We start from the raw sequence: 12,391 nt of genomic DNA on the forward strand, positions 1-12,391 counted from the left end.
CTCGCGGGCGACGATGTCCCCCTCGCGGGTGACGGTGCCGCCCTCTCGAGCAGCGTGGAACACCTTACCAGGATGGTCGGCCCCCCGACCAAACCGGGCCGTCGATCACCCCACCGCGCGCCGCAGCGGTGCGTGCTGCCGACGCCGGTGATCGTGGTGCCCGGGGTCGGAGTCCAGGTGATCGTCGAACGTATCGAGGACGTCGAACGCCGGGTCCTCGTCGTCGATCTCCAGCACGACCGCACCGGGACGCCGCAGGCGGGGCGGCACGACGGACAGCTCGTCGTCCTCGCGGGACTCCACACCGAGCCGGGCGCGACGCATCCTCTCGATGCGGCGCCGGCGCAGGCTCTCCTCGAGCTTGACCTGGCGGCGAAGGTAGGTCAGGTAGGCGGCGAGCAGCAGGACGGAGCCTCCGGCGAACCACCAAACGGCGGGCACGGTGAGCAGCGCGGCGATCACGGTGACGACGGACAACGCCACGAGGATGAGCGCGGTGCGCTGGCGCGCGTGGGCCCGCTGCTCGGCGGCCTCGCGGTCCGCCATCGGGTCGTAGGCCCCGCGCCCGCGACGCCGCTCGGCGAAGCTCAGATCGGCGTCGGTGAGCTCGACCTCGGGCTCGGCCGGGCGTCGGCGCCCACGATGGGTGAGCACGGCCTCCTCGTCGATGCCCGCGGCGTCCTCGGCGTGATCGGTCCGAGCCGCGGTCCGCTCCCCCGCCGTGCCCTCGACGAGCTCGCCGTCGACGACCACCGGTCGCCGGGTCTCGTCGTCCGCCTCCGCGCCCGACACGTCCGAGTCCGCGGCCGCCGCGCCCACGCCATTCGAACCCACGCCGTTCGAGCGGAGGTCGCCGACCCGGGCGCCCACGGCCGAGGCGGACCGCTCGTCCACCCCTGCGACCGCCCTGGCCGGGTCGTGCTCGTCGACAACGGGGACAGCCGGGATCTCGGAGGTGACCTCCTCGGCGGCCGGGTCCCCTGCCACCGCGGCGCGCCGCTCCTCCATCGCCCGGCGGACGGCCTCGCCCCGGCGGCCGGCGGCCTCACGGCGCAGGGTCTGCTCGAGCAGGTGCTCCCACGTCTCGGTGTCGAGCAACTCGGCGTCCGTCGCGCCCGCCCCGGAGGGTAGACCGAAGAGGGAGTCCTCGTCCTCGGCCTGGACCGGGTCGGCGGCGGCACGGCCACGACTCGGTACCAGACGGCCGGAACCGCCGGAGTAGAGCGTGCGCGTCTGGGCCAGTGCGTCACCGGTGCGGCGGATGGGATTCCGCGACCGGATGAGCATCGGCGCGAGGACGAACAGCCAGACCACCACCAGCAGGATGATCAGCAGCGAGCTCGACATCGATCAGGCCTCCTCGAGCGTCTACCCCGACACGGGACGTCGTGGTGAGGTCCCAACCGTATCGGGGCCCGAGCCCCGTCCAGTGACGGCGCGCCGCAGGTCACGATGCTCAGGACATACTCAGACGCGCGGTCACACGCGTCGCGCCAGACCCGCCTCCACGAGAGCCGCGACGGCGCCCCGCCCGTGCTCCTCGCGGGTCCTCGCCACGAGGAGGTGATCGCGCCACGCACCGTCGACGTGGAGGTAGCGTCGGAGCAGTCCCTCCTCGCGGAAACCGCACCGGTCCAGCACCACGCGGCTGGCGGTGTTCTCCGGCCGGACGGTGGCATCGACCCGGTGTAGCGCTCCCGGGCCCAATGCGTGGTCGACCCCCAGCGCCAGGGCGGCGGTGGCCACCCCGCCACCGAGGAAGGGTCGCCCCACCCAGTAGCCGATCCAGCCGGAGTGCAGCGCGCCGCGGACGATCCCGCCCACGGTGAGCTGCCCGCAGAAGCGGCCGTCCAACTCGATGGCGGCGGGCAGGCTCGCGCCGGCGCGGGCGTAACGCTTGAGCTGGGCGTGGATGGGGGGCCAGGCGCGCGCGGAGTTGTTCTCGTGCCAGCGCCCCTCGACGGTGGGCTCCCACGGTTCGAGGTGGTCCCGCTCGAACAACCGCAGCGCCGCCCAGTCCCGGGCGTCGCGGCGGCGGACCGGGCGGAGGGTCACGACCCCTGCGCGCACCCGCACCGGCCCGGCCTCGATCGGCCACCCGGGGCGGGTCACCGTGTCGGCGGCGAACGCGCTCCACGGTCCGCTCACGTCGCCGGCCCGGTCACCCGCGCTGGGCGAGGAACATCACGTCGACCTCGTCACCCGTACGCACCGCGGTGACGCCGGGGTCTATCACGACGAGGCAGTTCGCCTCCGCCAGCGAGGCCAGCAGGTGGGTGGACGACCCCTGGGCGCCGCCGAGGGCGCGGACCAGGTACTCCCCGGTGTCGGTGTCGCGCATCAGTTGTCCGCGCAGGTAGCCGCGCCGACCCTCGACCGACGAGATCGGCGCGACGGTCCGTGCGCGGACGGTGCGGCGCATGGGCTGGCGCTTGCCGAGGGCGATCCGGATGAGTGGGCGGACCATGATCTCGAAGACCACCAGGGCGCTCACCGGGTTGGACGGCAGGAGGAAGGTGGGGACCTCGTCGCGTCCGAGCCGCCCGAACCCCTGGACCGACCCGGGATGCATCGCCACCCGGTTGACCTCGATCTGGCCGAGCTCGGCCATGACCTGGCGGATGCGGGTGGTCGCCTCACCGCCGGCGGCGCCCGAGACCACGACGAGCTCGCTGCGCACGAGTTGACCCTCGAGGACCTCGCGCAGGCGGGACGGTTCGGTACTGGCGATGCCCACGCGGTGGACGTCGGCGCCGGCGTCCCGGCCGGCCGCGGTGAGGGCGTAGGAGTTGACGTCGTAGACCTGTCCGGTGCCGGGCCGGCCGTCGACGTCGACGAGTTCGTCGCCGACGGAGATGACCGCCATCCGCGGCTTGGGGTGCACCAATACCTTCGCGCGCCCGACCGAGGCGAGCAGGCCGACCTGCGCCGGTCCGATGATGCTGCCCGCGCGCACCGCCACGTCCCCGGGCTGCACGTCGTCGCCGACCCGTCGGACGTAGTCCCCGGTGCGGACGGCGCGGGAGGGGGTGATGTGACGCCCGTCGGCGGTGGCCCATCCGATCGGCAGGACCGCGTCCGCGAGCGTGGGCAGCGGCGCGCCGGTGTCCACCCGGACGGTCTGGCCGGGCTGGAGGCGGGTCGGCTGGCGGGATCCGGCGGTGATCTGACCGACCACGGGCAGTGTCGCCGGTCCGGCCGGGCCGTCCCCGCCCTGGGCGGTGGACCCGCCGGCGCGCACGTCGACGCTGCGCACCGCGTACCCGTCGATGGCGGCCTGGTCGAACGCCGGCAGCGGCCGTTCCGCGACGACCTCCTCGGCGCACAACAAGCCTTGCGCCTCGGAGATCGCCACACGGACCGGGCGCGGGGCGACCGCGGCCGCCGTCACCAGCGCCAGCTGTTCCTCGACGGAGCGCACCCAGTGTCCCCTTCCCGTACCAGTCACCGCCCGCCGAGCGGGCCCGCCTCACCTACGGTGCTCGTCAGGAACCCAGTCGGTCCGAGAGCCACTCGCGGAGATCGTCCGCGTACGCCGGGTTGTCCAGCGCGAAGTCCACGCAGGCCTTGATGTAGCCGCCCGGGTTGCCCAGGTCGTGCCGCGTACCGTCGTGGACCACCACGTGCACGGGGTGTCCCTCGCCGATGAGCAGGTCGATCGCGTCGGTGAGCTGGAGCTCGCCTCCGGCACCCGGCTCGATCCGGCGCAGCGCGTCGAAGATCGCCCGGTCGAGCACGTACCGCCCGGCCGCGGCGAGGTTGGACGGAGCGTCCTCGGCGGCGGGCTTCTCGACCATGCCGAGCACCTTCTTCACCGACGGGTCATCGGTGTCCTCGACCCGGAACACGCCGTAGGACGACACGTCCTCCGGATCCACCTCGAACGCGCACAGCACGCTGCCGCCGCGCGCCGCGCGGACCGCCGACATCCGGCCGAGGATCCCGAACGGCAGGACGAGGTCGTCCGGCAGTAGTACGGCCACCGCCTGCTCCTCGTCGCCGAGCACCGACTCCACCTGTGCGACCGCGTGACCGAGCCCCAGCGGCTCGTCCTGGCGCACGTCCACGACCTCGATGAGCCCGGGGGCGCGCTGGACCTTGTGCAGCAGGACGTCCTTGCCGCGGTCGGACAGCGTGTCCTCGAGGACCTGGTCCTCGGAGAAGTGCGCCATCACGCCGACCTTGCGCTCGGAGGTGACGATCGCGAGCCGCCCGGCGCCGGCCTCGGTCGCCTCCTCGGCGATGAGCTCGATGCCCGGGGTGTCCACGACCGGAAGCAGTTCCTTGGGCACCGTCTTGGTGGCGGGCAGGAACCTGGTCCCCAGGCCGGCCGCCGGCACGACGGCGGTCCGGAACTGCGGGTCGACAGAGGTACTGGACGTCATGGCGACCACCTTAGACCTCGCACCCGCCCGCTCGGGGTGGCGCCACGCGCGGCAGACTGGGGTCATGCAGTCCGACCGGCCCGATCGCACCGACGAGACCGTCGCGCTCCCGGTCGCCAAGACGCGGTTGCGCCGCGAGGTCCTCGATCGTCGGGCCGCGGTACCGGCGCCGGTGCGCGCCGAGCGCGACCGGAGGATCCTCGGGCGCCTGGGGGGCGTCGTCACCGCCGGGATGGTGGTCTGCGCGTACGTCCCCGACGACGACGAGGCCGGCGGACGGGGTCTGGCCGAGGAAATCACCCGGTGCGGTGCGCGGGTGTTCCTGCCTGTCTCGCCGGTGGTCGGCCCGTTGGAATGGGCGGCGTACGCGGGGCCGGCGGACCTGGTGCCGGGACGTTTCGGTATCCCCGTCCCGTCGGCACCGCCCGCCGGGCCGGAGTTCATCTCGGGTGCCGATCTCGTCCTCGTCCCCGCCGTCGCCGTGGACCGGTCCGGGAACCGGCTCGGCCGGGGCGGTGGCTACTACGACCGGTCCCTCGCGTTGACCGGCCCGCACACGAGGATGCTCGCGCTGCTGGACGCCGAGAACGTCGTCGACCACGTCCCCGCAGAGCCTCACGACCGGCCGGTCGACGGCGTCATCACCCCGGAGGCGGTTCTCGACTTCGGAACTTGGCACTCGCCAGAGTAGAGTGCCAAATCGTTGTCCGATACTCCTCGGGAGGCCAGATGCCAACCTACTCCTACCGGTGCCGCGACTGCGACGTCGCCTTCGACATCCAGCAGTCCTTCGACGAGGACTCGCTGACGGTCTGCCCCCGGTGCGACGGCACCCTGCGCAAGCTCTTCAACACGGTCGGCGTCGTCTTCAAGGGCTCCGGCTTCTACCGCACCGACAGCCGGGCCTCCGGCGATAGCGGCTCGGCCGGCAAGGGATCGGGCGGCAGTTCGTCCGGCAGCAGCTCCTCGGGCTCCGGCTCGTCGGACAGCGGCTCCTCGACGTCCGGCTCCTCGGGATCCGGCTCTTCGGGATCCGGCTCGGCCTCCGGCTCCGGCGCATCCACCGGTTCGGGCTCCTCCTCGGGGTCGTCGACCTCGTCGTCGTCGTAACCGGCACCGTCACCGTCGTCGTCACCGGCCGCGTCACCGCCGCCCCCGGCCGGGGTACCGCCCGCCGGCTTTCCCCGCGCGGTTATCCACACCCCCGGCCGTCTCCACAAGCGCCGCACCTCCGCGCCTCCGGGGCGGCATGGCCGCCCCGCCGCGCCGCTACGGTCTGATCGAACGGCACCGGCCCGCCCGGCGCCCACCGACCCGGCGCTCGAGTCGAGCGCACCGACCGACGGGGGACCCCATGCGCCGCACCATCGCCTCGGTGACCACGCCCGGGCGGTGGCGGCGGCGCCGCGCGGTTCGGATCGGGCTCGCGGCCGCGCTCGTCGTGGCCGCCCCGTTCGTGGACCGATCCGGCGCCCCGGACCCGGCGGAGCTCACCGCCCCGGCCGCCGCCGCGGGACCCGGCGACGATCCCGCTCGCGGGCCGGTCCGGGTGGTGCCCGTCCCGCTCGCCGACCCGACCGTGGCCGATCTGCTCCGGCCCGGCGACCTGGTCGATCTCGTCGGCACCACCGAACTCGCCCCGGGGCAGACACCCGCGCTCGTCGCCCACGCCGCCCGGGTACGGGACGCCCCCGTGGGACGGTCGGGCGCGCGATCCCTCCTCGTCGAGGTCCCCGCGGCCGACGCCGCCCGCCTCGCCGCGACGGCCGCCGGGACCCCGCTGGCCGTCGTGGTCCACGGTTGAGATGCCCTGAAACGGCACGGCCGGCTGGTATCGTCACCGGATCCGGTAAGAAGACCCGTCTGGGAAAGGGGCGCCACGAATGCTCAAGGGTTTCAAGGAATTCATCATGCAGGGCAACGTGATCGATCTGGCGGTCGCCGTCGTGATCGGCACCGCGTTCGCCTCCATCGTCGACGCGTTCACCAGCGCGATCATCAACCCGCTGATCGCGCTGCTCGGTGGGGACCGCGAGATCGGGTTCGCCGTCCAGCTCCTGGAGGGCAACCCCGAGACCGTCATGGACTTCGGGATGCTCATCACCGCGATCATCAACTTCCTGCTGATCGCGGCCATCATCTACTTCGTCCTGGTCGGGCCGATGAACAAGATGAAGGAGGCCGCCGCCAAGCGCAAGGGCATCGAGGCCCCCGCCTCGGACAACGACCTCCTCGTGGAGATCCGCGACCTGCTCGCCGGCCGCCCGCTCACGCACCCGTCCGAGCCGGACAGCCCGTCGAGCAACGCCTGATCAACCCCGGTCCACGTCCCACGTCCCGTCGGCGCCGTCATGGCCGACGGGGCGTCGGCGTCTGCCGGCAGTGGCGCTGCATCGCCGTGGAGTCAGCCGTGGTGCGGCGGGCGCTGATCGCGCCACCAGTCGTCGTCGATCCGACTGTCCGCGGTGCGCGCCTCATCAGAGGTCGTCTCGGGCAGGGTCTCCCCGAACACCTCGTCGAGGCGCGCCCTGTCCACCGGCCGCGGATCCGTCACAGTTCGTCGAAGGCGGACAGCTGCGCCACCACGTACGAGACCAGCGGACACAGGGTCGCCATCCCGTCGCGGATGGCCGCGCGGCTCGGCGCGAGGTTGGCGACCACCGTGCTGCCGGACACCCCCACGTAACCGCGAGAGACGATCGAGTCGACCGCGCCGGCCGTGAGACCCGACGACCGGATGGCCTCGGCGATGCCGGGCAGGCGCTGGTCGAGGATCTCCTCGGTGACCTCGGGCGTGATGTCCCGGGGACCGACCCCGGTGCCCCCCACGGTCACGACGAAGTCGAATCCACCGACCACCGCCGTCTCGAGGGCCTTGCGGACCTCCGCCTCGTCGGACGCCACACCCACGACACCGCCGACGAGGAACCCCTCCTCCTCGAGGAGCTCGGTGACCAGGGGGCCGATCGAGTCCTCCCGCTCGTTGAGGCGGTCGGTCACCACCACGACCATGGCGCGCCCGGCGATCTGCGGCTCGACCGGCTCGACGGCCGCGGGGTCGAAGTCCATACCAGTGGGGAGCTTGCGGCCTCCGGGCAGAGCCCGCGGGTCAAATCTGGTGCTCATCTGGCCTCTCCCAGCATCACGTCTACGGTGTTCGGCGAATCGCCCTCACGAGAAGCATAGGTGACGGTCACCGTGTCCCCCGGTGCCTGGGACCGGATGGCCGCGACGAGCGCGTCGCCGCCCTCGATGAGCCGTTCCCCCACCCCGGTGATGACCGCGCCCTGCTCGATCCCCGCGCGCTCGGCGGGCCCACCCGGCTCGACGGCACGCACCAGCGCGCCGTCGCCCTCCGGCGAGTCGCTGACCGAGACCCCGAGCACCGCGCGGGTCGCGTACTGCTGCTTGATCAGCTGGTCGGCGATCCGCCGGGCCTGGTCCACCGGGATGGCGAAGCCCAGGCCGATCGATCCCGAATTGCCCGATCCCAACGACGCGATGGCCGAGTTGATCCCGACCAGTTCGCCGTTCATGTTGACCAACGCGCCGCCCGAGTTGCCCGGGTTCACGGCTGCATCGGTCTGGATGGCGTCGATCACCGTGCTCTGGTCCGACTGGGCGCCGCCGGCCCGCACCGGGCGGTTCAGCGCGGAGACGATGCCGGTCGTGACGGTGCCCGACAACCCCAGTGGCGACCCCACCGCGGCCACGGCCTGTCCCTCGGTCAACGTCGCCGAGGTGCCCAGGGCGATGGGGGTGAGCGGGCGGGAGGTCTCCGCCTTGATGACCGCGATGTCGGTGGCCGGGTCCGTGCCGACGACGCTGGCGGGAGCCTTGGAGCCGTCGTCGAAGCGCACCTGGATCTGGCCCCCGGCCTGAGCTGCGCCGATGACGTGGCTGTTGGTGATGATGAGGCCGTCGGCGGTCAACACCACCCCGGACCCCTCGCCGCGGCCCGTCTGGGAACGCACGTCGATCGACACGACGCTCGGCAGCACCTTGTCCGCCACCGCCTCGACGGTGCCGTCGGGCGCCGTCCCCTCGGGTTGGGTCGCGCTGATGGGCGAGGACAACCCCGCCGCGGATCCACCGGCGACCGTCGCACCGATCCACCCACCGAGCCCACCCGAGACGAGCATGGCGGCCACGATGCCGGCCGCGAGCAGGCCCCGGCCCGACTTCCGTTGTCCCGGCGGCGTCCCAGGATCGACACCCGGCCCGGCCCCGGGGTGGGGCGGCGGGCCCGAGGGGGGCATGGCGTCGGAGGGGGGTATGGCGTCCGTGGGTCGCCACGGTCCGGCGTGCCCCTGCGCCTGCCCCTGTGCGGGGTGCTGCCCCTGCGCCTGCGCCTGTGCGGGGTGCTGTGCGGGGTGCTGAGCGGGGAAGGCCGTGGTGGGCCGATCGGTTCCACCCCACCCCTGGGCCATGCCGTAGGGATTCTCGGCGGCGTAGGGGTTCTGGCCGGAGGGTCCGTGTGCGGGTCCTCCGAGACCGGCACCCGATCTGCCGGCCCACTCGTCCGGGGACCCGGGTTCGCCCCTGCCCCGGCCGTTCTCGTTCTCGTTCTCCATGAGGCCCATGGTTCCCGATGGCGCTGTGTGCCCGCTGAGACGGTGCGCGCCATCCCGGGACTCACCCGGGCGGCTGCTCGCTTCCGGGGATGGTCACCCGCACCAGTGCGCCGCCGCCCTCGGCGTCGCTGATCTCGACGGTTCCACCGTGTCGGGTCGTGACCTGTCGGACGATGGCCAGCCCCAGACCCGACCCCGGCATCGCGCGCGCCTCGTGCGAGCGGTGGAACCGTTCGAAGACCAACTCGCGGTCCTGTTCGGGAATGCCGGGCCCCTGGTCGGCGACCGTCAGTTCCATCACCGCGTCGGAGACGGGCCGCATCCGCACCGTCACCGTCCCGCCGGCGGGACTCCACTTGGCCGCGTTGTCGCACACGTTCAGCACCGCCCGCTCGATCCCGGCCGAATCGCCGAAGGAGTACCACGGCATCAACTCGACGTCGAAGTCCACGTCGTGTCGGCGACGCCGGACCCGCTCGAGGGCCCGTTCGACCGCGTCGGAGACGGCCACCGGCTCCAGCTCGACCTCGCCGGAGTCCTCCCGGGCGAGCTCGACCAGATCCCCGACGAGCTGACTGAGTTCCGAGATCTGCCCCACGACGTCTGCCTCGAGTTCGTTCCGGTCGGCGTCGGGGATCGTCCGTGCGCCGGGGCGACTGGCCGCGATGAGCAACTCGACGTTCGTCCGCAGACTCGTCAGGGGCGTCTTGAGTTCGTGCCCGGCGTCCGCGACGAGCCGCGCCTGTCTCTCCCGGCTCTCCCCCAGCGCGACGAGCATCTGGTTGAAACTGCTCGTCAGGCGGGCGATCTCGTCGTCACCGGCCACGGGGATCGGCCGCAGATCATCGGTGCGGGCGATGCGTTCCACGGCCCTGGTCAGCCGGGCCACCGGCGCCAACCCGGTGCGGCCGACGGCCGTCCCGGCCACCGCGGCCAGGGCGATGCCCGCTGCCCCGACGAGCGTGAGCACGATCGCCAGACGGTTCAACGCAGCCCGGGTGGGGCTGAGGTCCTGGGCCAGGATGAGGGTCGAGCCGTCTCGGACCCCGACCGCGTAGATCTGCTTGCCCCCGGAGGTACGCAGGCTCGACTCGGCCTCGCCGCGCACGACCGCGATCTCCGGGCCACCGATCTGGAAGGGTTCCCCGGTCGCGGTGCGCACCCCGGAGGGAGCGACGATCTGCGCGTCCAGGTTCGGGTTGAACGCCCGCAGTGCGATCAGCGTGCTGCGCGACTGCAGGGCGAACTCGGAGGCGAGTTGGCTGTTGACCAACTGGTCGGCCTGCTGCTGCAGGCGGTTGTTGACATCGCTGTACATCGACCCCGACACGACGAAGTACGCCGCGACGGCCATGAGGGCCACCGCGACACCCACCGAGCTCGCCGCCAGCAGCGTCACCCGCTGGTGCAGGGAGATCGGTGCGGACCCCGTCCGCATCGTGCGGGCGGGCACTACGGCGTCTCGCGCAGCACGTAACCCACACCGCGCACGGTGTGGATCAACCGGCTCTCACCCTCCCCTTCCGTCTTACGCCGTAGGTAGCCGATGTAGACCTCGAGAGCGTTACCCGAGGTCGGGAAGTCGTAGCCCCACACCTCCTCGAGGATGTGGCTCCGGGTGAGGACCCGGCGTGGGTGGTGCATGAGGAGCTCGAGCAGGGAGAACTCGGTGCGGGTCAGCTGGATCCGGCGCTCGCCGCGGGTGACCTCGCGGGTCGCGATATCCATCCGCAGGTCCTCGAACTCCAGCACCTCGTCGACCTCCTCGGCGTCCGTGCCGCGACGACGCAGCAGAGCCCGCAGGCGGGCGAGGAGTTCCTCCAACGCGAAGGGTTTGGGCAGGTAGTCGTCGGCCCCCGCGTCCAGACCAGCGACCCGCTCGGAGACGGCGTCCCTCGCGGTGAGCATGAGCACCGGCAGGTCGTCCCCCCTGCTGCGCAGGATCCGGCACACCTCGAGCCCGTCCCGACGGGGCATCATCACGTCGAGGATGACCGCGTCGGGCCGGTTGGTGTCGACCCTCTCGATCGCCTCGATGCCATCGCCGGCGAGCTCCACGTCGTAGCCGTTGAAAGTCAGGGAGCGCCGGAGCGATTCGCGCACGGCCTGGTCGTCGTCGACAACGAGAATCTTCATGACGGGATTCTCGCCCACCCGACTGAAGCGCGGCTGAGGATCCGCCCCGGAGGGCCGCCGCCACGCGCGCCGCAGACGCCGACGAGCCCGACGGGTCCGTGTGGACCCGCCGGGCTCGTGACCGGGCGTGTGCGTGCGGCGCCCGCGGCGCCGCCGTGCTCAGCTGCGCCCCGGGGGCGGCAGCCGACGCGGCTCAGCGGTCGAGGTTGACCAGGCCGAGCTGAGCGGCCTTGACCAGACGACGCGGCAGCGCCACGGGGCGGCCGTCGATCTTGGTCTCCTGGAGGGCGACGTTGTCGGCCTTCCACTGGGACCGGCGGGAGTGGGTGTTGGCACGCGAGAGGCGGCGCTTCGGAACTGCCATGATTATCGTCCTCGGGGTCTAGGAGGGTGGTCGGGGCGCGGACGCCCCGCTGCTCACTTGCGGCGGGTGCGGTTGCCGTAGCGACGCTGGAACTTCTCGACGCGGCCGGCGGTGTCCATGACGCGCTGCGCGCCGGTCCAGAACGGGTGCGACTCGCTGGTCACGTCCACGACGATGAGCGGGTACGTCTGACCGTCCTCCCACTCGACAGTGCGGCTGCTGGTCGCGGTGGAACGGGTGAGGAACTTGGTGCCCGTGCCCGAGTCCTGGAAGACCACCGGGTGGTAGTCGGGGTGAATGTCGTTCTTCATACTGGATCCCTCTAGCTCGGTAGAAGTCTGTGGGTCTGGCGCTCGCTCCTGCAAGAGCGCGCAATTGCCAGTGGCCGAACCGGGGATCCCGGTGTCAGCACACGCATCGGTAGATCGTACCCGTAGGATGGCCGGGCACCCAATTCGTGCGCCGCGGACATCCGGCCGCCGGAGCCGGTGCGGCCGCCTTTATGCCCACTGACGTGCCGATTACCGTTTCACGCGGTCGGGCCGTAAACTAGACCATCGCTGTTGTCTGCACGTTTGCTATCGCCTCTCACGGTGCTCGCGACGTGGCGGTAAGCCCCCGTACGGCCCAGGCCGACCGAGGGTGCCCCCTCCGCCGCGCGCCACCGCAGGACGGGGCGGAAGGAGAACCACGCCATGTCGGCGCATTGCCAGGTAACGGGACGGAAGCCGGGTTTCGGCAAGTCCGTCTCGCACTCACACCGCAGGACCAACCGTCGCTGGAACCCGAACATCCAGCGCCGTAGCTACTTCGTGCCCTCCGAGGGTCGTCGCGTCACGCTGACGGTCTCGACCAAGGGCATCAAGACCATCGACCGCGATGGCATCGAGGCCGTCGTGGCCCGCATCCGCGCCCGTGGGGAGAAGATCTGA

General features: G+C 72.2%; 16 protein-coding genes. 5 read left to right on the plus strand and 11 right to left on the minus strand.

The window, feature by feature from the left end:
- Nucleotides 1–105: 105 nt before the first annotated feature.
- The 4 genes from glpR to NR111_RS08720 all read right to left on the minus strand — a co-directional run bounded on the left by glpR (nt 106) and on the right by NR111_RS08720 (nt 4,385).
- Nucleotides 106–1,347 carry a gephyrin-like molybdotransferase receptor GlpR gene (glpR, locus tag NR111_RS08705; protein ID WP_132061604.1) on the minus strand — a complete coding sequence of 414 codons (1,242 nt, stop codon included), beginning with the start codon at nt 1,345–1,347 and terminating at the stop codon, nt 106–108.
- A 132-nt stretch (nt 1,348–1,479) separates the two neighbouring features.
- Nucleotides 1,480–2,148 (minus strand): GNAT family N-acetyltransferase, encoded by a 669-nt coding sequence (locus NR111_RS08710; protein ID WP_154828326.1) that lies wholly within the window; start codon nt 2,146–2,148, stop codon nt 1,480–1,482.
- Between the two features lie 13 nt (nt 2,149–2,161).
- Nucleotides 2,162–3,421 (minus strand): gephyrin-like molybdotransferase Glp, encoded by a 1,260-nt coding sequence (gene glp / locus NR111_RS08715; protein WP_067713280.1) that lies wholly within the window; start codon nt 3,419–3,421, stop codon nt 2,162–2,164.
- A gap of 64 nt (nt 3,422–3,485) precedes the next feature.
- Entirely contained in the window at nt 3,486–4,385 is a 900-nt protein-coding gene (locus tag NR111_RS08720) for a UTP--glucose-1-phosphate uridylyltransferase (protein WP_256820590.1), read from the minus strand.
- Between NR111_RS08720 and NR111_RS08725 the strand changes: the two genes are divergently transcribed.
- The 4 genes from NR111_RS08725 to mscL all read left to right on the plus strand — a co-directional run bounded on the left by NR111_RS08725 (nt 4,384) and on the right by mscL (nt 6,697).
- A complete protein-coding gene (locus tag NR111_RS08725; protein ID WP_256820591.1) occupies nt 4,384–5,076 on the plus strand; it encodes a 5-formyltetrahydrofolate cyclo-ligase in 693 nt (230 codons plus the stop codon). The two genes, NR111_RS08720 and NR111_RS08725, sit on opposite strands and share 2 nt — an antisense overlap.
- Before the next feature lie 38 nt (nt 5,077–5,114).
- A complete protein-coding gene (locus tag NR111_RS08730) occupies nt 5,115–5,495 on the plus strand; it encodes an FmdB family zinc ribbon protein (RefSeq protein ID WP_256820592.1) in 381 nt (126 codons plus the stop codon).
- A gap of 244 nt (nt 5,496–5,739) precedes the next feature.
- On the plus strand, nt 5,740–6,189 hold the full coding sequence (locus NR111_RS08735; protein WP_256820593.1) for a hypothetical protein: 450 nt from the start codon (nt 5,740–5,742) through the stop codon (nt 6,187–6,189).
- A 79-nt stretch (nt 6,190–6,268) separates the two neighbouring features.
- Complete coding sequence (gene mscL, locus NR111_RS08740; protein WP_185950214.1) at nt 6,269–6,697, plus strand: large conductance mechanosensitive channel protein MscL; 429 nt, start codon at nt 6,269–6,271, stop codon at nt 6,695–6,697.
- Between the two features lie 92 nt (nt 6,698–6,789).
- Here the strand turns inward: mscL and NR111_RS08745 are convergent, their stop codons facing one another.
- From NR111_RS08745 to NR111_RS08775, 7 genes are all read right to left on the minus strand, one after another.
- Nucleotides 6,790–6,921 (minus strand): hypothetical protein, encoded by a 132-nt coding sequence (locus tag NR111_RS08745; RefSeq protein ID WP_256820594.1) that lies wholly within the window; start codon nt 6,919–6,921, stop codon nt 6,790–6,792.
- 14 nt (nt 6,922–6,935) lie between these two features.
- Nucleotides 6,936–7,454 carry a molybdenum cofactor biosynthesis protein B gene (locus NR111_RS08750; protein ID WP_200841576.1) on the minus strand — a complete coding sequence of 173 codons (519 nt, stop codon included), beginning with the start codon at nt 7,452–7,454 and terminating at the stop codon, nt 6,936–6,938.
- Between the two features lie 53 nt (nt 7,455–7,507).
- Complete coding sequence (locus tag NR111_RS08755) at nt 7,508–8,959, minus strand: S1C family serine protease (protein WP_256820595.1); 1,452 nt, start codon at nt 8,957–8,959, stop codon at nt 7,508–7,510.
- A 61-nt stretch (nt 8,960–9,020) separates the two neighbouring features.
- A complete protein-coding gene (locus NR111_RS08760; RefSeq protein WP_163376479.1) occupies nt 9,021–10,412 on the minus strand; it encodes a HAMP domain-containing sensor histidine kinase in 1,392 nt (463 codons plus the stop codon).
- Entirely contained in the window at nt 10,412–11,095 is a 684-nt protein-coding gene (locus NR111_RS08765) for a response regulator transcription factor (RefSeq protein WP_069388691.1), read from the minus strand. Before NR111_RS08765 ends, NR111_RS08760 begins: the two co-directional genes overlap by 1 nt.
- A gap of 193 nt (nt 11,096–11,288) precedes the next feature.
- The gene (gene rpmF, locus NR111_RS08770; protein WP_067713249.1) at nt 11,289–11,459 is read right to left on the minus strand and encodes a 50S ribosomal protein L32; all 171 of its coding nucleotides are present in this window, start codon (nt 11,457–11,459) and stop codon (nt 11,289–11,291) included.
- 53 nt (nt 11,460–11,512) lie between these two features.
- Nucleotides 11,513–11,770 carry a type B 50S ribosomal protein L31 gene (locus NR111_RS08775; RefSeq protein ID WP_067713246.1) on the minus strand — a complete coding sequence of 86 codons (258 nt, stop codon included), beginning with the start codon at nt 11,768–11,770 and terminating at the stop codon, nt 11,513–11,515.
- A 384-nt stretch (nt 11,771–12,154) separates the two neighbouring features.
- Here NR111_RS08775 and rpmB point away from each other — a divergent pair, with 384 nt between their 5' ends.
- Nucleotides 12,155–12,391: a 50S ribosomal protein L28 gene (rpmB, locus tag NR111_RS08780; RefSeq protein ID WP_010542299.1), complete on the plus strand. Its 237-nt coding sequence runs from the start codon at nt 12,155–12,157 to the stop codon at nt 12,389–12,391.

It is taken from the genome of Dietzia sp. Die43, from assembly GCF_024519835.1.
Classification (GTDB): Bacteria; Actinomycetota; Actinomycetes; order Mycobacteriales; family Mycobacteriaceae; genus Dietzia; species Dietzia kunjamensis.